The following is a 15,462-nucleotide window of genomic DNA, read 5'->3' as shown; positions in this document are numbered from 1 at the left end:
ACTTACCAGCCCAGTTCGTTCGCGGTGGTCTCGGCTATGGCGGGCGAGCAGGTCATGCCGCGGCCGCCGGGTCCCGTCACCAGCCAGACGCCGTCGGCCACCTGCTGGCGGTGGACGACGCGGGTGGTGTCGGTGCACTGCGCGTACACGCCTGCCCAGCGCCGCGTGATCTTCGGCAGCGGTCGGCCCAGGAAGGACTCGACGACCCCGGTGAGGTGCTCGTAGGGGTCTTCGAGGGTGTCGAAGGCGAAGGGGTGCTCGTACTCGTGGGTGTCTCCGATGGTCAGTCCGCCGCCCTGCCGCTGGATCATCAGGAGCTGCATCTTGTGGGCGGCGGCGATCGGGGCCTGCGCCTGCCCGGCGGCCAGCGCGTCGAGGGCCTCGCCCCGGTACGCCGGGTAGTAGCGGAAGCTGTCGGCGTCCGCGACCGAGGTGGTCAGCGGCTCACCGAGCGGGGCGGTCTGCATCATCTGCAGCCGGACCCGGCGCACGGGCAGATCGGGGACCAGCTCGCGGATCAGGCCGGACAGCCACGCGCCGGTGGCGAGGACGACGGCGTCGCCCCGGTGGACGTCGCCGTGGTCGTCGCGGACGGCGCCCGCGCCGACGACCTCGCGGACCTCGCGGCCGGGGAGGAAGGTGTAGCGGCCGGTGGCCTTGAGGGCCTCGCGCAGGTGTGGCTGCGCGGTGCGCGGTTCGACGGCCGCGTCCCGCTCGCACCACAGGGCTGCTTCGAAGGCCCCGCGCAGGGCGGGGTTGATCTCCCGTGCCTCGGCGGCGGTGACCAGTTCGTAGCCGCGGGCGGCGGCGTCGGGGCGGGCGACGGCCGCCTCGGCGACCGCGTGCTCGCGGGAGTTGCGGACGGGGGTGAGGGAGCCGATCGCACGGAAGCCCAGGCCGGGCACCTCCGCGCCGATGCGCTCCCAGAGCTCGCGGGCCCGCAGGGCGGTGTCGAGTTCCTCGCCCCCGGCTCGTCCGCTGACCCAGATCTGGCCGAAATTGCGCAGGGACGCGCCGCGGGCCTCGGCCTCTCGCTCGATCTGGACGACCTCGTGGCCGCGTTCGACTGCTTGCCAGGCGTGCATGGTGCCGACCACGCCGCCTCCGACGACTATGACTCTCACGTCGTTCACGGTGGCCGCGGCCCGTGGACCGGGAGGATCGGCGCGGCAACGGGCCGGTGAACAACCCTCGACGCTTGGACCAGACCCGTTACCGTCTCGTGACGTCAATGCACCCCTTGCGTCTTTCCTTACGTCCCTTTCCTTCCCTTACGGGCAGGCCGGCCAGGGGCTATTCGGGCCGCAGCCGGGTCGTGAAGCTGAACCGGTCGCCACGGTAGAGCGAACGCACCCGCTCCAGCGGCCGGCCGTCCTGGTCCCGCGAGAAGCGGTGGATGAGCAGCATCGGCAGCGCGGGCGGGGTGCCGATCAGCAGCGCCTCGCGGGGGGTCGCGAGCACGGTCTCCAGCTTCTCGTCGGCGTCGCCGAAGGAGATCCCGAGGCTGTCGCGGAGGTATCCGTAGAAGGAGGAGTCCGGCTGGAAATCGGCGTCGAGGCGGGGGGCGCGGGCGAGGCGGATGTAGGTGCTCTCCAGGCCGACGCGCTCATCGTCGGCGAGCAGGACGCGCTCCAAGTGCCAGACGGGCTCGCCCGGTTCCGCGCCGATGCCGGCGGCCAGGTCCGGCGGACAGGGGAAACGCTCCAGGCCGATGAGATTGCGGCCGGGCCGGCGGCCCTGGCGGCGTACGCCCTCGGTGTAGCTGGCGAGGGAGAGCGGCTGCTCCAGCTTCGGGCCGGCGACGACGGTGCCGCGGCCGGAGCGGCGGAGCCGGCCCTCCAGCAGCAGTTCGCGCAGGGCCTGGCGCACGGTCTCGCGCGAGACCTCGTACCGCTCGGCGAGATCGCGCTCGGTGGGCAGCGGGCCGCCCTCGCCGAGCTCGTCGAGGAGCCCGGCGATACGGGCCTTGACGGCGTAGTACTTGGGGATGCGGCCGTGCTCCGGGATGCCGGAACGCACGGGTTGGCCGGGCCGGTGGGGCAGGTACCGGGTCTGTTCTTCCACCCTCGGACTGTACGTGGGCGAGGTGTACGGGCAGGTGTACGGATCAGCGGGCGCGGGGCGGGGTGCGCAGGCGGCGGGCGCCGAGCAGCAGTCCGCCGCCGGCTGCCAGCGCGGCCACCGCTCCGAGGGCGTAGGCCGTCTCGCGGGGGCCGGTGTGCGCGAGCGAGCCCGCCTCGTCGGCGTCCTCTTGCCCTTCCACGGTGAAGTGGTAGCCGCCGGTTTCGCCGACCCAGTCGCCGTCGTCGCCCTTGCGCTGGACGAGGGCCGCGTCGGCGACGGCCTCGCCGTGCGGGGCGTCGGCGGCGAAGGCGAGGCGGACCTTGACGGTCAGGGAACCGCCGGCGCCGACGGTGAATCCGGAGAAGGCGTCACCCCCGTCGAACACGGCGATGATCTCGTCGCGGTCGGTGCGCTCCAGGCTGACGGGGAAGGTGCCGCCCTGGGTGTCGAACTCCATCCGCAAGTGCGCGGGCCGCAGCGCGCGGGCCTTGTCCGTGAACACCACGACGGGGTGGATGGCGCTGCATTCGCCGGCGGTGGTGTTGGTGAGGTCGAGGTACCAGCTCTGCGGGTCCCCGCCCGTGCGGTACACGGCGGGGCCGCCGCGGATGCGGGCGCCGATGGGAAACTGCGGGGCCTTCGCGTCCCCACAGGTGGCCTGTACGCGGGAGGGCAGCGCCGGCGCGGGGCGGGCCCCGCCGCCGGTGCCGATGTCCGCGGCCGCGGCGGATGCGGCGGCGGCGACCAGGACGGCGGCGAGGGCAAGGGCTTTGCGCAGTCGCATGGAAGACCTTCGCTACTCGCCGGACAGGACGATGGTCGGACCAGGCGACAATCACCCCGGCCCTGCCCGCACCCTCCCACGCCTCCGCAACCCCTCACCCCCACCACGCCCGACCTGTCCAGGTTTCCGCCCATTCGGCGGCGCGCCCGGGCCCAGGCGGGTGTGGGGGCGGGCGGGAGCGGCCGGGTTCAGGCGCGGCCGAAGAAGGGGGACAGGGCCAGTTCCGCGGCGCCCTGCGCGACGCTGGTCGGGGACAGCGAGACCTCCGGCGGGGCCGGGGTCAGGGAGCGGGAGGCCAGTACCGCGCGGACTCCGGACACGAAGGCTTCCGGGGCGGCCGCCACCACGCGCCCGCCCAGCAGCACCCGGTCCACGTCGAGCAGAGCGACCAGGTTCGCCGCGGCCTCGCCCACGATCCGCGCCGCCCCCGCCGAGTCCCCGCGGGCCACCGCCGCCAGGCAGAGCACCTCCGCGCAGCCCCGCGCCCCGCACCGGCACGGCGGCCCGTCCAGCGACAGCACCTGGTGGCCGAACTCCCCCGCGGCCGAACGCGCGCCGCGGTACACCTCGCCGCCCAGCCGCAGGCCCGCCCCCAGCCCGGTGCCGACGTGCACGTACACCGAGGAGCCGTCGCCGAAGCCGGCGCCCGCGGCCCCCGCGTTCGTGTCCTTGTCCAGCCGCACCGGAGCCCCCAGCCGCCCCGCCAGCACCTCCCGCAGCGGGTACCCCTCCCACTGCGGGTATCCCGTCACCCGCCCCAGCACCCCGGCCCGCCAGTCCAGCGGCCCCGGCGCGGCCACCCCCACCCCGAGCGGGGGGCCGGCCGGGTCCGCCACCCGCCGGACCGCCCGTACGACCGCCTCCACGACCGCGTCCGGACCGGCCCCGAAGTCCAGCGGCGCGTCCCACCGCTCCAGGACGCGGCCCGCCAGGTCCACCCGTACCGCCGCCAGCTCGTCGCGGTCCAGCTGCACCCCGACCGCGTGCCGCGCCCCCGGCACCAGCCGCAGCAGGGTCCGCGGCTTGCCGCCCGTGGACGGCTCGCGGCCGGCCTCCGCCACCAGCCCCTCGGCCCGCAGCCGCGCCGTGATCTTGCTGACCGCCTGCGGGGTGAGCCCCGTACGGTCGGCGAGCCCGCCGCGCCCCAGCCCCGACGGGCCCGCGCCGCGCAGCAGGTCCAGCACCAGCGCGTCGTTGTGCCCGCGCAGCGCCGGCAGATTCACCCCGCCGCGCCCGCCGCGCGGACCGTCCTCATCGCCCCTGTTCACCCGCCCATTGTCCACCCTCCTTGCACTTCAGCAACACTGTTGCCAAAGTATGGCCATGAACGACACCGCCCCCACCGGCTCCCTCCGCGTCGGACTGATCGGCTACGGACTCGCCGGTTCCGTTTTCCACGCCCCCCTCGTGACCGCCACCGAGGGCCTGGTCCTCGACACCGTCGTCACCTCCGACCCGGAGCGCCAGAGCCAGGTCCGCGCAGCCTGCCCGGGCGCCCGGATCGCCGGCTCCGCGGCCGAGCTCTGGGAGCGCACCCCCGCCCTCGACCTCGTCGTCATCGCCTCCCCCAACAAGACCCACGTCCCGCTCGCCACGGCCGCCCTCACCGCCGGTGTCCCGGTCGTCGTCGACAAGCCGCTGGCCGCGACCGCTGCCGAGGCCCGCGAGCTGGCCGACCTCGCCGACCGGACCGGCACCTTCCTCTCGGTCTTCCAGAACCGCCGCTGGGACAACGACTTCCTCACGCTGCGCCGCCTCCTCGCCGACGGCGAACTGGGCGAGATCCAGCGCTTCGAGTCCCGCTACGAGCGTTGGCGACCGCAACTCAAGGGCGGCTGGCGCGAGTCCGGCGCCCCGGAGGAGATCGGCGGCCTGCTGTACGACCTCGGCAGCCATGTCGTGGACCAGGCGCTGGTGCTCTTCGGTCCTGCGGTACGGGTCTACGCGGAGACCGACGTGCGCCGCCCGGGCGCCGAGGCCGACGACGACACCTTCATCGCCCTCACCCACGCGAGCGGGGTGCGCTCGCACCTGTACGTCAGCGCGACCACCGCCCAACTGGGTCCGCGCTTCCGCGTCCTGGGCTCGCGGGCCGGATACGTGAAGTACGGCCTCGACCCGCAGGAGGCCGCCCTGCGGGAGGGGCTGCGACCGGGCGGGGACGTGCTGTGGGGCGAGGAACCCCCGCACCTGTGGGGCCGGCTGGGCTCCGGCGAGTCCCCGCTGACCGGCGGCGGGGCGTCGGTTCCGACCGAGCACGGCGACTACCCGGCGTACTACGCGGCGGTGGCGGCCGCGCTGCGCGAGGGCGGCCCGAATCCGGTCACCGCGCACGAGGCGGCGCAGTGCCTGGCCGTGCTGGAGGCGGCGCGCACCTCGTCCCGGGACGGGGTGGCCGTCGAGCTCTGAGCCGGCCGCCCCGTGTGTGAGCCACGTTGCACGGACACTTGCACGGAAATCGGCTCGCGGGCATCAGGAAACGATCTATTCTGCACAGGCTGTCGATCATCACACATGTGAAGAATGGAATTCCGCTTTGAAGCTTCCCCGGATCGCAACCGTCGTCGCCGCAGCGGCGATGGCCCCGGCCGTCCTGCTCTCCTCCCCGGCCTTCGCGGCCGACTCCGCGACTGCGGTGACGTCCTCGGGTGCGAGCGTCCCCGACCAGCACCCCGGGGGCGAGAAGCCCGTGGAGAAGCCGGCCGAGGACCCGCAGGCCGCGAAGGACCGGGCCGCGATCGAGGCGATCCTGAAGGACCCGGAGAGCGGGCCGGGCGTGCGCGAGGCGGCCGAGAAGGCCCTCAAGGGGACGGCCGCGGACATGCGGCACTTCCTCGAGGTCGAGTGGGCCGACCAGCAGTTCCAGGACGACCGGGTGCGGACCGCCCGGATCATCAGCATCGGCGGCCCGGCGGTGCGCAAGGCGGGTATCGCCGCCCTGCGCACCGACACCCCCGCCTCGATCGGCGAGTTCCTCAGGAACGGGCAGCACGTGGCCCGCTTCGAGGACGACCGGGTCGAGCTGGCGCGGATGCTGAACGGGGCCGGCAAGGGCATCACCGAGGCGGTCAACCGCCTGCTGAGCAACGGAACGCGCGAGCAGGTCCGCGAGTTCGTGGCGACCGGGCAGCACAAGGTCCGGGCCGAGGACGACCGGGTCGCGGTGCTGCGGATGCTGAACGGCGCCGGGCCGGGCCTGAAGAAGGGCATCATCGAGCTCCTCGAAGGCAACCCGAGCCCCGCCCAGCTGCGCGAGTTCGTGACGACCACGCAGCACAAGCTGCGCGACACGGACAACCGGGTGCTCATCTTCTCGATCCTGAGCACGAACCCGGGTCCGGAGCTGAAGAAGGCCGCCGTCGCCGCCCTCGAGGGCACGCCCGAGGACCGCGCCGCGTTCCTGAAGACCGGGCAGCACGAGGCGCGCGCCAAGGACAAGGCCGCCGAGGGCCAGACCGGCAAGCCGGACGCGGGCAACACGGGCAACGCGGGTGGCGACAAGGGCGCCACCAAGCCGGCCGTCGTCACCACCGGCACGGGTACGGGTACGGGCACCGGCACCGGTGGCAACACCAACGTGGCCCCGGCGGGCGGCTCGGGCTCGCTCGCCAAGACCGGCGCCGGCGACGAGAACGCCTGGATCGTGGGCGGCAGCGCCGCCGCGCTCGCCGCGGGCGCGGGTCTGCTGGTCGCGGGCCGCCGTCGCCGCACCTCGGCCCAGGGCTGACGCGGAAGCACGGAAGACGACGGAAGGGGTGGTACCGCCGATGCGGTACCGCCCCTTCCGTCGTGCTCGTGCTACGCGCCCTTGAACTCCTGGCGCTGGCGGCCGAGGTGGTCGATCTCCAGCTCCACGACGTCACCGGCGCGCAGGTACGGCTTCGGCTCCGGCTGCCCCATGGCCACACCGGCCGGGGTGCCGGTGACGATGACGTCGCCCGGGTACAGCGTCATGAACTGGCTCAGGTACCGCACGACCTCGCCGACCGGGAAGATCTGGTCCGCGGTGTTGCCGTCCTGCTTGAGCTCGCCGTTGACCCACAGCTTCACGTCCAGGGCCTGCGGGTCCGGGATCTCGTCGGCGGTGACCAGCCAGGGGCCGAGCGGGGTGAAGGTCTCGCAGTTCTTCCCCTTGTCCCAGGTGCCACCGCGCTCGATCTGGAACTCGCGCTCCGAGACGTCGTTGACGAGTACGTACCCGCCGACGTGCGCGAGGCCCTCCGCGGCGGAGGCCAGGTAGCGGGCCGTGCTGCCGATGACGACGCCGAGCTCGGCCTCCCAGTCGGTCTTCACGCTGCCGCGCGGGATGAGCACGGTGTCGTCGGGGCCGACCACGGTGTCCGCGGCCTTGAGGAACAGGATCGGCTCGGCCGGCGGCTCGGCGCCGACCTCGGCCGCGTGCCCGAAGTAGTTCAGGCCGATGCCCACGACCTTGCCGATGCGGCCGACGGGCGCGCCGATGCGCAGCCCCTCGGCGTCGAGGGCCGCGAGCTCGCCCGATGCCGCCGCGTCCCGTACCCGGGACAGTACGGAGTCGTCGGCCAGGAGAGCGCCGTCCACATCCGTGATCAGGCCGGACAGGTCCCGCAGGGTCCCGTCCTGGTCGAGCAGCGCGGGGCGCTCCGACCCGACCGGTCCGACACGCAGCAGCTTCATGGGCATTCTCCCGTGGTCGTGGGTGGTCGGCCCATGGGCATGCCCGGGCCGGCCGATGGGTTGCGGCCATCGGAGGATTGGTCGATCCTCCAAGAAGTCCGGCCAATCCGCAAGACCCTGTTCACAAGCTGGAACGCTCTGCTCCGGTGATCTCCGCCGTCGCGCGCTCGGTACGGTCCTTGCGGTGCTGGAGCCACGCGCGCTCCGCCACCGACCAGGCGGTGGTCGTCACCAGGTACAGCCCGGCGGCCAGCGGCACGACGGCAGCGGTGATCAGCGTCCCGAACGAGAGCAGGGGCAGTACGCCGCCCAGCTTGCGCACGAGCTCCTGCTGCTCGGCGGTCACGGCGGGGACGGAACCGGCACCGGCGCGAGCCTTCCCCGCACGCGCACCCTTCCCCGCGCCCGCGCCCTTCGCGGCGGCGGTCGCCGCCGCGGCGGCCGTCAGGGCCGCCGCCCGGCGCCCCCGCACCGCGCTCCACGCCGCCACCACCGCGATGGCGGCGAACAGCCCGAGGAACACCAGCCCTTGCGCCCCGAACAGACCGCCCTCCCCGAGGGCCTGCGTCCACCGGGCCCCCAGGGGCGCGGCGAACAGCCGGTGGCCCAGCAGCTCATTGGCGGCCCCGCCGATCCGGTCGGAGGAGAACGCGCGGTACATCACGAAGAACACCGGCAGCTGGAGCAGTACGGGCAGGCAGCCCGCCGCCGGAGTCGCCCCGCGAAAGGCGGCACGGCTCAGCGGGTGCAGGGCGAGCCGTACGAGCACGGTGAACAGCACGATCGCGGCAGCGGTCGCGGACCCGGCCAGCGCCGGCTCCAGGAGCCGGCCCAGCTCGGCGACAAGATGAGTGAAAACGGACACGTGGGCCCTCCGAAGGGTCTCGTCGAACGTCGAAAAGGTGCATTTCGGCGTGACGACCCGCGAGGGGCGACAACAGTGATCAGTCAGCAGATGGCGAGAGGTACTGCGCGCCCCTACGCGGCCGTCAGGACGAGACGGCCCGGAGCCCTGGGCCTCGACCGGCCGGAGGCATCGGGGTCGCGCTGCGGCAGGAACGCCGTGCGCCGCTCGCGATCACGGATCGCGGTGCGTATTCGGTGCGGCGGCACGGGCCGCACGAGGCGCGCGGCCAGCGCGGCGGCGCCCACGGCGACGGTGGCCGCGAGGGCGACCACGACGGCGCCCAGTCCGACCAGCCCGCCCTCCCCGAGGTAGAGCCCGAGGAATCCGCCGACCAGGAGCAGGCACAGGGACAGGAACGACAGCGAGCGCGCGCTGCTGTGCCGAGCCATGCGAACCGCCCCCTTCCCACTCCCGCGCACGAACTCCCGTACGAGAACCAGCACTCGCTGCCGATACTAACCGGGCCCACTGACAACCGGCACAGCCCCCGGCAGCGGATCGCGGGCCAGCACCTCCTCGTCCGGCCGCCCGTCCCCCGTCTCGCGCGGCCCGAGCCAGGTCACCGCCAGCGCCAGCGCGAGGTTCACGACGAGTGCGACCATGCCCGCGTTCACGCCCCATGCCGGGTCGTTCCCCGTGAAGACCAGCCCGCTGACCAGCCCGACCCCCGCGACCAGCCCGCTCAGCGCCCCCGCCGTCGTCAGCCGCCGCCACACCAGCCCCAGCAGCAGCATCGGCACCAGCTGCGCCATCCCCTCGTACGACACGAGCGACAACCGCACGAGCGTGTTGGGGGCGACGTACGTCATGACCAGCGCCACCGACCCGACGAGCACCACGACCACCTGCGAGGCGAGCTTCTGCCGCTCGCCCGAACTCCAGCGGGGCACGAGCGAGAGCACACTGCGCCCCCACATCGTCCCGATCACCAGCATGAACACCGCCATCGGCACGATCGACGACAGCGCCGCCGCCACCCCGACCAGCCCGACCGCCCACGCCGGCAGCAGGTCCACGATCAGCTTGAACAGCGCGAGGTTGGAGTCCGCGCCCGCCAGCCCCGGTACCACGAACAGCGCGGCCATGCCCAGCAGCATCGGCACGAACAGCAGCACGTTGTAGGCGGGCAGCAGGATCGCGTTGCGGCGCAGCGCGTCGGCGTCGCGCGCGCCGAGGTACCCCGCCACGGTGGTCGGGAAGATGACGACGGTCAGCGCGTTGAGCACGGTAGTGGACGCGAACCACGCCACCCCCAGCTCCCCGCGCCCGCCCGTCCCCCGGGCGTCCGCCCCGTGGCTCCCGTGGCCGGGCAGCGTCAGCCACTGCGGCCGCTGCTCCACGAGCCGGTCGAAGAGCTCCCCGTACCCGCCGAAGTAGTGGATCGGCACGTAGACCGCCAGGAACCCCAGCGTGCCGATGACCAGCACGTCCTTGAGCACCGACACCCACGCGCTGCCGCGCAGCCCGCTGACCACGACGAAGCCGGTGGTCACGGCGAAGGCGACGAAGTAGGCCCACTCCAGCGGCACGGCGCCGTACGTCACCGTGGAGACGACGACGCCCATCCCGGTGATCTGGAGTTGGATGTAGGGCAGCAGGAAGACGGTGGCCACCACCGCGACGGCCGCGCCCAGCCAGGGCCGCCGGTAGCGGTGGGCGACCATGTCGGTGATCCCGACGAGCCCGTGGCGCCGCGCGTAGTCCCACAGCATCGGCCCGACGACGTATCCGAGGGCGTATCCGCAGGACATGTACGCGACCACGTACATGACCGGGACGCCGTAGTTGTACCCCCAGCCGGCGGCGCCGAGGTAGCTGAAGCTGGTGTAACCCTCCCCCGCCATCAGGACCCAGATGAACACGGTCCCCAGCGACCGCCCGCCCACCGACCACTCGGCGAGCCCGCCCCCTCCACCGTTCCGGCCGCCGCCGCGCACCGCGAGGAGCCCGAGCACGACGGTCACCACCATGAACACGGCGAAGACGGAGGTCGCCACCGCCGCCGCGCTCACCGGTGGTCACCGCGCCAGGCCTGCCAGACCGCGAGCGGGGTCACCAGGGTCGCCCCGACGCACCACGCGAGCAGGAACGGCACTCGCCCGAAGACCAGCGGCTCCACCCGGTTCACGAACGGCAGCGCCCCGCCGAACAGCACGAACGGCACGGCCAGCCACAGCAACTGAGGACGTTTCACCCGTTTCCGACGCACCGCCCCACCCTAGAGGGTGCACGGGCGGCCGGGCCCGGCTCAGGACTTGAGTACTCCCCAGACCACCAGCCGGTACGTGGAGGTGTACTCCGGCGTACAGGTGGTCAGCGTGATGTACGCGCCGGGCTCGCTGTAGCCGTACTCCGGCTTGACCACGCTGCGCGGCACGGGCGCGATGACCCCGGTGTCCCGCTCGGTCGTCTCGGGCAGCGTCCTGCCGACGACGTACGTGTACCGCTTGCCCCGGACGTCGACGATCAGCTCGTCCCCGGCGCGCAGCCGGTTGATGTAGCGGAACGGCTCCCCGTGGGTGTTGCGGTGCCCGGCGAGCGCGAAGTTCCCCTCCGCCCCGGGCTGCGCGCTCCCGGTGTAGTGCCCGGCGTACCCCTTGTCCAGCACGGCCCGCTTGTCGACCCCCTGGGCGATCGGCACGACGACGCCGAGGCGCGGGATGCGCAGCACTCCGTACGCCGACTCCTGCGGAGACTTGCGGGCGGAGGAGGGCGCACCTTCGCCGGAAGCGGACGGGGCGCGGGACGGACCGGCATCCGGATCCGGAACGGTGCCCGGCCCGGGAGACGGATCGGGAGACGGATCGGTCGCGGGAGAAGGAAGGGCGGGGCCGGCCGGAAGGCCGGTCCATTCCCGCTCCAGTTCCCGGACCTGCTCGTGCGCGCCCGCGAGGGCCTGCCGGTTGGTCCACCACACCTGGTGCACCACCAGCAACAACACCACCACGCCGACGGTGACGGCCAGCTCGGCGGCCCCCCACAGCACCCCCGCGGCACCGGCCCGGCCCGCGCGGCGCCGCCGGCCCTGCACCACCACCGGAATGTGATCTCGCACGGCCCGCACCTTAAGTCCTCCCCCGTCAACTGACCAGCGGCAGTACGGTGTGAACCATGCGCCCCGACACGCCTTCCGAGCACATCGCCGAAGCCGAGCGCCTCATCCGCACGGCGACCCGCTACCCCGAGGACCAGGAGCCGCTGCTCCTCCAGGCCGCGGCCCACCTCGAGCTGGCCGACGCCCGGGACCGCGCCAGCGCGCTGTACGACCAACTCCTCGCCGCTTCGCCCGACGACCCCCAGCTGATCAAGGCCCTCCAGGCGGCGAACCTCTGGGAGTACGGCCACGAGGCCGAGGCCCGCGCCCTCATCCAGGGCATCCGCGCCGCGGCCCCCGCGGACCCGGCCCCCTGGGAGGTGATCGCCGAAGCCCTCGAGGCCCACGACGAGTTGGAGGCCTCGCACGACTGCTTCACGGAGGCGGCGACCCTCCTCATCCCCGACAACTCCCCCCTCACCCAGGCGACCACCGCGCTGCTCACGGGCCGCCACCGGGTCCGGCGCCTGCTCGGACTCCCGCACGACGAGTGGGACATGGTCGCCGACACCCGTCACATCGGCCCGATCCCGCTGGACGAGCTGCACGACCCCAAGCGCATCTGGGCCCTGGGCTCCGACGACCCGGCCGAGCTCCGCGCCGAGATCGCCCGCCTGCGCGCCGAACTGGGCGACCGCCGCGCCGCCCTGTCCCGGCCCTTCCCGGTCGCGATCCTGCACTGGCCGCAGCGCGAACTGGCGGAGCTGCTGACCAGCTACCCCACCCTCGCCGTGGAGTACCCCTCGCACGAGAGCCACCTCGCGCACATCGAGTCCTCCTTGCGCGCCCTGGCCGCCTCGGGCACGACGAACCTCGGCATCGTCACCGCGAGCGTCCCCTCGTACGAAGCCTTCGCCGCCTCGGAGAAGACCTCCCCGGCCTCCCCGTCCCTGCTCGCGGAGTACGCCACGACCCTCGCGGCCCGCGGCAAAGCCGCCCCCTGGCCCCCCACCCCCGCCTCCCCCTGCTGGTGCACCTCGGGCAAGCCGTACGCGAAGTGCCACGGCTGAGCCTTCGGGCCCCTCGGGTCGACCGGGTGGGACGCGCGTCGAGCGTCAATCACCCGCGCGCTCACGGGAGACGGCAGCGGCGGACGCGCGCGCGTCCCGTCGCTCCCGCACCGCCTCGGCGACACGTACGGCCGCTTCCTGCGGCGACTCGTGTTCCCACACCCGGACCGCCAGCCACCCGGACTCGGCGAGTCTGGCGTCGGTGTCGCGGTCGCGGGCCCGGTTCCCCTCGATCTTGCCGCGCCAGAACTCCGCATTGCGTTGCGGCCACGTCGCGTGCTCGGGGCACCCGTGCCAGAAGCAGCCGTCCACGAACACCGCGACGCGCGCCGGGCCGAAGACGATGTCGGCCTCCCGACGCACCCCCTTGATCGGGCGCCGGTGTACGCGGTACCGCAGGCCCGCGGCGTGCAGCGCCCGCCGCAGGGCCACTTCGATCCGGGTGTCCTTGCGCTTCTGCCGGCTCATGCGGGCCCGTACGTCCGGAGTGCTCTCAAGGGCTTCCACACCGCCATTGTCACGGCACCGGGAGCTCCAGTTGTACGTGGCCGCGGGCGCGGGGCGTGGGTGGGGTGGGGCGGGTGGTGGCCAGGGTGAGGAGGGTGCGGAGGGCCGCGAGGACTTCCTCCGGGGTGTCGCGGACCATCGACGGGGTCGCGCTGACCACCAGGATGCCATGGGACTCCAGGCGCAGGCGGCGGCGGAGGGTGGCGTGCCAGGCGTCGCGGGTGTAGTGGTACTCCGCCGAGTCGATCTCCAGGGCCACGCCCTCGTCGGGCCAGTAGGCGTCCGGGCTGGCCAGGAAGACGCCGTCCGGGGTGTGGAGGCGGGCGTTCCACAGCGGGGTCGGCAGGTCGGTCGCCGTCAGGGTGTCGCGGGCCCGGGCCTCGGCGACCGAGCGGACCCCGGCCAGCAGTTCCGCCGCGGCGGCGCGGATCGCGGGGCGGGTGAGGAGGCGGGCCGCGCGAAGTTCGGCGTGCAGGTCCTGCGGGTGGCACCAGCCCGCCTGGACCACGTGGGCCAGCGTCGAGCGGATGCGGTCCGGGTCCTGCGCGCGGGCCGCGTAATCGGCCGCCGCGCGGACCGGGCGGGTGCTCGGGATGCCGGACACCGCGATCGTGCGCGGCCAGCGGGAGGTCGGCAGCGGGGCCACCTCCGCGGTGCGGGCGAGCCGGCGCGGGGCGCGGATCAGGACGTCCGCGGGGAGGTACGGGGCGTCGCGGATGCCGAGGAGGGCCAGGGCGGCGCCGCCGGTGAGCGCGGCCGTGTCGCCGGACAGGGGGTCCGCGGCGGGCTCGGCGGCGTACAGGACGGCGGCGAGGGCGCGCTGGCGGTGGTCCGGGGGGCCGGTCTGGAGGAGGTAGACGCGCGGCAGTAAGCGCTGCCAGGGGCCGCCCGGGCGGGTACGGGAGGTGATGGTGCCGCCCGGGACGCCGGCTGCCGTGGCGAGTTGGTGGCGCGTCGCCAGGTTGAGCTGGCGACGCGCGATGCGGGCCGTCTCGGTGGCCGGCTGTGTTGTCGTGTGCGTCTTCGTCTGCGTCGGCGCATGGGCCGTGTGCGTCGTGATCATGCGCGGGTTATGCCCGGCGTGATCGGCGGGACACGCCCCCGCCCTGAGCGGTCTCGGGGCCGCTCAGCGGTTCGGGTGGTGGGGGGAGAGGTAGACGACCACGCCCGTCTGCGTGCCCGGGAGGGCCGGGACCTCGTGCCAGCCCAGGCGGCGGTAGGTGGCCACCGTGTCCGCCGCCAAGCGGGAGGTCAGGAGCCAGGCGCGCTGGTCCGGGGCGTCGGCGGTGATCTCGGTGAGCAGGGCCCGGCCGGTGCCGTGGCCGCGCGCGTAGGGGCGTACGGCGAGCTCGTCTATCTCCAGCGCACCCGTCAGGAGCTCCTTGACCCGGGCCGGCCCGAGCTGCGCCGCGACCTGGCCGTACGCGCGGTTCTTGGGGAAGGCCGCCGGGGTGATCCAGCCCGTGGCGAAGCCGTCGATGCCCGTCGCGGACTGGGCCAGGGCCGTACGGAATCCCCGGCGCCGGGCGTCGGCCTGGAGGCGGGTCGCGAACTGGCGAATGGTTTCTTCGTCCTCGTTCCACGGCGGGGCGGAGAAGACGTCGGCGTAGGCGTCGACCAGTTCGTCCGCGAGGTCGAGGACGGCCTGTCCGTAGCAGATCACGATGTCCGAGCTCCTGATGTCGATGTGCGATGGGGGTGGTTTGCCCGTTTGGGTGGGGAGAGTGAATTTATGCCAGTCGGGTTCCAGGGGCTCACACCGCGCGGATCCGGCGAGTGTGCGACAAATCCCCTCCCCGCCCTCCGTGTCGGGAAACCCGACGGGGCGTTGAGTAGCCCGTGGACAGACTGCTTCGGGCGGCCGGCCGGTGCGCGCTCGCCTTTCTCCTCGTCCTGGGTGTGGTGGCGTTGCTGCCCCGCACCGTGCAGGAGTCGGTGCCGAACAGCGTGATCGGGGGGACCGTGTTCGTCCTGGCGTGGCTGGGCGCCCGCCGGGTGGTCAAGCGGCCGCGTTAGCCTCGGACAAACGAACGAGAACGAGGGAGTTGGCATGGCTCGGGTACCCAGTTCCGCAGTGGCGGCCGCCGGTCTGGTCGGCGGCTACGCCGTCGCCCGGTGGACCAAGAAGCGCCCGCTCGGTGGTGTCGTCCTCGGCGCCGCGGGCATCGCCGCGGGCCGCGAGTGGCACAAGCGCGGCGGGGCCCCCGCCGCGGCCGGGCTCGGCGCCCTGTACCTCGCCGGGTTCGCGGGCGCTCACCCGCTGGCCAAGAAGGTCGGCGCCTGGCCGGCCGTCCTCGGGGCCGCCGCGGTCGTGGCCACCGCCGCCTGGGCCGTCGCCGACCGCGGCTGACCGGCCACGTCCGGTCCGGGCCGGCCACCGCCCGCCCGCGCCGGACGGGCCCCCCCCGACCCGGCCACGGCCCACAACGCCCCCCCCGCC

At 73.9% G+C, this 15,462-nt stretch carries 18 protein-coding genes; 5 read left to right on the top strand and 13 right to left on the bottom strand.

The genetic code is table 11. From position 1 onward, the window contains the following. Positions 1-2: 2 nt before the first annotated feature. The 4 genes from ACFWBF_RS25315 to ACFWBF_RS25300 all read right to left on the bottom strand — a co-directional run bounded on the left by ACFWBF_RS25315 (position 3) and on the right by ACFWBF_RS25300 (position 4,116). Positions 3-1,124, bottom strand: coding sequence for a TIGR03364 family FAD-dependent oxidoreductase (locus ACFWBF_RS25315; protein ID WP_385605877.1), 1,122 nt, complete (start codon positions 1,122-1,124; stop codon positions 3-5). A gap of 169 nt (positions 1,125-1,293) precedes the next feature. Next, positions 1,294-2,064 (bottom strand): GntR family transcriptional regulator, encoded by a 771-nt coding sequence (locus ACFWBF_RS25310; protein ID WP_385605875.1) that lies wholly within the window; start codon positions 2,062-2,064, stop codon positions 1,294-1,296. 43 nt (positions 2,065-2,107) lie between these two features. Then, on the bottom strand, positions 2,108-2,848 hold the full coding sequence (locus ACFWBF_RS25305; RefSeq protein ID WP_385605873.1) for a hypothetical protein: 741 nt from the start codon (positions 2,846-2,848) through the stop codon (positions 2,108-2,110). 188 nt (positions 2,849-3,036) lie between these two features. Then, positions 3,037-4,116, bottom strand: a complete 1,080-nt coding sequence (locus ACFWBF_RS25300) for an ROK family protein (protein WP_385605872.1) — start codon at positions 4,114-4,116, stop codon at positions 3,037-3,039. Positions 4,117-4,171: 55 nt separating this feature from the next. Between ACFWBF_RS25300 and ACFWBF_RS25295 the strand changes: the two genes are divergently transcribed. Then, the gene (locus ACFWBF_RS25295; RefSeq protein ID WP_385605870.1) at positions 4,172-5,257 is read left to right on the top strand and encodes a Gfo/Idh/MocA family oxidoreductase; all 1,086 of its coding nucleotides are present in this window, start codon (positions 4,172-4,174) and stop codon (positions 5,255-5,257) included. 127 nt (positions 5,258-5,384) lie between these two features. After that, entirely contained in the window at positions 5,385-6,575 is a 1,191-nt protein-coding gene (locus tag ACFWBF_RS25290) for an ALF repeat-containing protein (RefSeq protein ID WP_385605868.1), read from the top strand. Between the two features lie 71 nt (positions 6,576-6,646). On the opposite strand, the gene ACFWBF_RS25285 is transcribed toward ACFWBF_RS25290, so the two are convergent. From ACFWBF_RS25285 to ACFWBF_RS25260, 6 genes are all read right to left on the bottom strand, one after another. After that, positions 6,647-7,504, bottom strand: coding sequence for a fumarylacetoacetate hydrolase family protein (locus ACFWBF_RS25285; RefSeq protein ID WP_385605866.1), 858 nt, complete (start codon positions 7,502-7,504; stop codon positions 6,647-6,649). Between the two features lie 121 nt (positions 7,505-7,625). Then, positions 7,626-8,369, bottom strand: coding sequence for a YidC/Oxa1 family membrane protein insertase (locus ACFWBF_RS25280; RefSeq protein ID WP_385605864.1), 744 nt, complete (start codon positions 8,367-8,369; stop codon positions 7,626-7,628). A 113-nt stretch (positions 8,370-8,482) separates the two neighbouring features. Beyond that, positions 8,483-8,800 (bottom strand): DUF6412 domain-containing protein, encoded by a 318-nt coding sequence (locus ACFWBF_RS25275; protein ID WP_385605863.1) that lies wholly within the window; start codon positions 8,798-8,800, stop codon positions 8,483-8,485. Between the two features lie 66 nt (positions 8,801-8,866). Next, on the bottom strand, positions 8,867-10,381 hold the full coding sequence (locus tag ACFWBF_RS25270) for a sodium:solute symporter (protein ID WP_385605924.1): 1,515 nt from the start codon (positions 10,379-10,381) through the stop codon (positions 8,867-8,869). 38 nt (positions 10,382-10,419) lie between these two features. Then, positions 10,420-10,605: a DUF3311 domain-containing protein gene (locus tag ACFWBF_RS25265; protein WP_385605861.1), complete on the bottom strand. Its 186-nt coding sequence runs from the start codon at positions 10,603-10,605 to the stop codon at positions 10,420-10,422. Between the two features lie 54 nt (positions 10,606-10,659). Then, positions 10,660-11,466, bottom strand: coding sequence for a class E sortase (locus ACFWBF_RS25260; protein WP_385605859.1), 807 nt, complete (start codon positions 11,464-11,466; stop codon positions 10,660-10,662). A 56-nt stretch (positions 11,467-11,522) separates the two neighbouring features. Here ACFWBF_RS25260 and ACFWBF_RS25255 point away from each other — a divergent pair, with 56 nt between their 5' ends. Beyond that, a complete protein-coding gene (locus ACFWBF_RS25255) occupies positions 11,523-12,515 on the top strand; it encodes an SEC-C domain-containing protein (RefSeq protein ID WP_385605858.1) in 993 nt (330 codons plus the stop codon). Between the two features lie 45 nt (positions 12,516-12,560). Here ACFWBF_RS25255 and ACFWBF_RS25250 read toward each other — a convergent pair whose 3' ends face one another. The 3 genes from ACFWBF_RS25250 to ACFWBF_RS25240 form a co-directional block, all read right to left on the bottom strand. Further along, positions 12,561-13,022 carry a very short patch repair endonuclease gene (locus ACFWBF_RS25250; RefSeq protein ID WP_385605857.1) on the bottom strand — a complete coding sequence of 154 codons (462 nt, stop codon included), beginning with the start codon at positions 13,020-13,022 and terminating at the stop codon, positions 12,561-12,563. Positions 13,023-13,032: 10 nt separating this feature from the next. Then, entirely contained in the window at positions 13,033-14,085 is a 1,053-nt protein-coding gene (locus ACFWBF_RS25245; protein WP_385605856.1) for a hypothetical protein, read from the bottom strand. Between the two features lie 63 nt (positions 14,086-14,148). Then, positions 14,149-14,685, bottom strand: a complete 537-nt coding sequence (locus ACFWBF_RS25240; protein ID WP_385605854.1) for a GNAT family N-acetyltransferase — start codon at positions 14,683-14,685, stop codon at positions 14,149-14,151. A 176-nt stretch (positions 14,686-14,861) separates the two neighbouring features. Here ACFWBF_RS25240 and ACFWBF_RS25235 point away from each other — a divergent pair, with 176 nt between their 5' ends. Continuing rightward, a complete protein-coding gene (locus tag ACFWBF_RS25235; RefSeq protein WP_385605852.1) occupies positions 14,862-15,038 on the top strand; it encodes a hypothetical protein in 177 nt (58 codons plus the stop codon). Positions 15,039-15,072: 34 nt separating this feature from the next. Then, on the top strand, positions 15,073-15,372 hold the full coding sequence (locus ACFWBF_RS25230) for a hypothetical protein (RefSeq protein ID WP_385605850.1): 300 nt from the start codon (positions 15,073-15,075) through the stop codon (positions 15,370-15,372). Positions 15,373-15,462: the final 90 nt, after the last annotated feature.

This window comes from Streptomyces sp. NPDC060028, assembly GCF_042736725.1.
Taxonomy (GTDB): Bacteria; Actinomycetota; Actinomycetes; order Streptomycetales; family Streptomycetaceae; genus Streptomyces.
Note: the sequence above shows the minus strand (reverse complement) of the source record. Positions and strands in the feature narration are given on the sequence as shown.

Coding starts and splice junctions, on each gene's coding strand:
- ACFWBF_RS25305 (WP_385605873.1), bottom strand. CDS start 2,848: ATGCGACTGCGCAAAGCCCTTGCCCTCGCCGCCGTCCTGGTCGCCGCC.
- ACFWBF_RS25270 (WP_385605924.1), bottom strand. CDS start 10,381: ATGGTGGTGACCGTCGTGCTCGGGCTCCTCGCGGTGCGCGGCGGCGGC.
- ACFWBF_RS25295 (WP_385605870.1), top strand. CDS start 4,172: ATGAACGACACCGCCCCCACCGGCTCCCTCCGCGTCGGACTGATCGGC.
- ACFWBF_RS25255 (WP_385605858.1), top strand. CDS start 11,523: ATGCGCCCCGACACGCCTTCCGAGCACATCGCCGAAGCCGAGCGCCTC.
- ACFWBF_RS25245 (WP_385605856.1), bottom strand. CDS start 14,085: ATGATCACGACGCACACGGCCCATGCGCCGACGCAGACGAAGACGCAC.
- ACFWBF_RS25285 (WP_385605866.1), bottom strand. CDS start 7,504: ATGAAGCTGCTGCGTGTCGGACCGGTCGGGTCGGAGCGCCCCGCGCTG.
- ACFWBF_RS25275 (WP_385605863.1), bottom strand. CDS start 8,800: ATGGCTCGGCACAGCAGCGCGCGCTCGCTGTCGTTCCTGTCCCTGTGC.
- ACFWBF_RS25230 (WP_385605850.1), top strand. CDS start 15,073: ATGGCTCGGGTACCCAGTTCCGCAGTGGCGGCCGCCGGTCTGGTCGGC.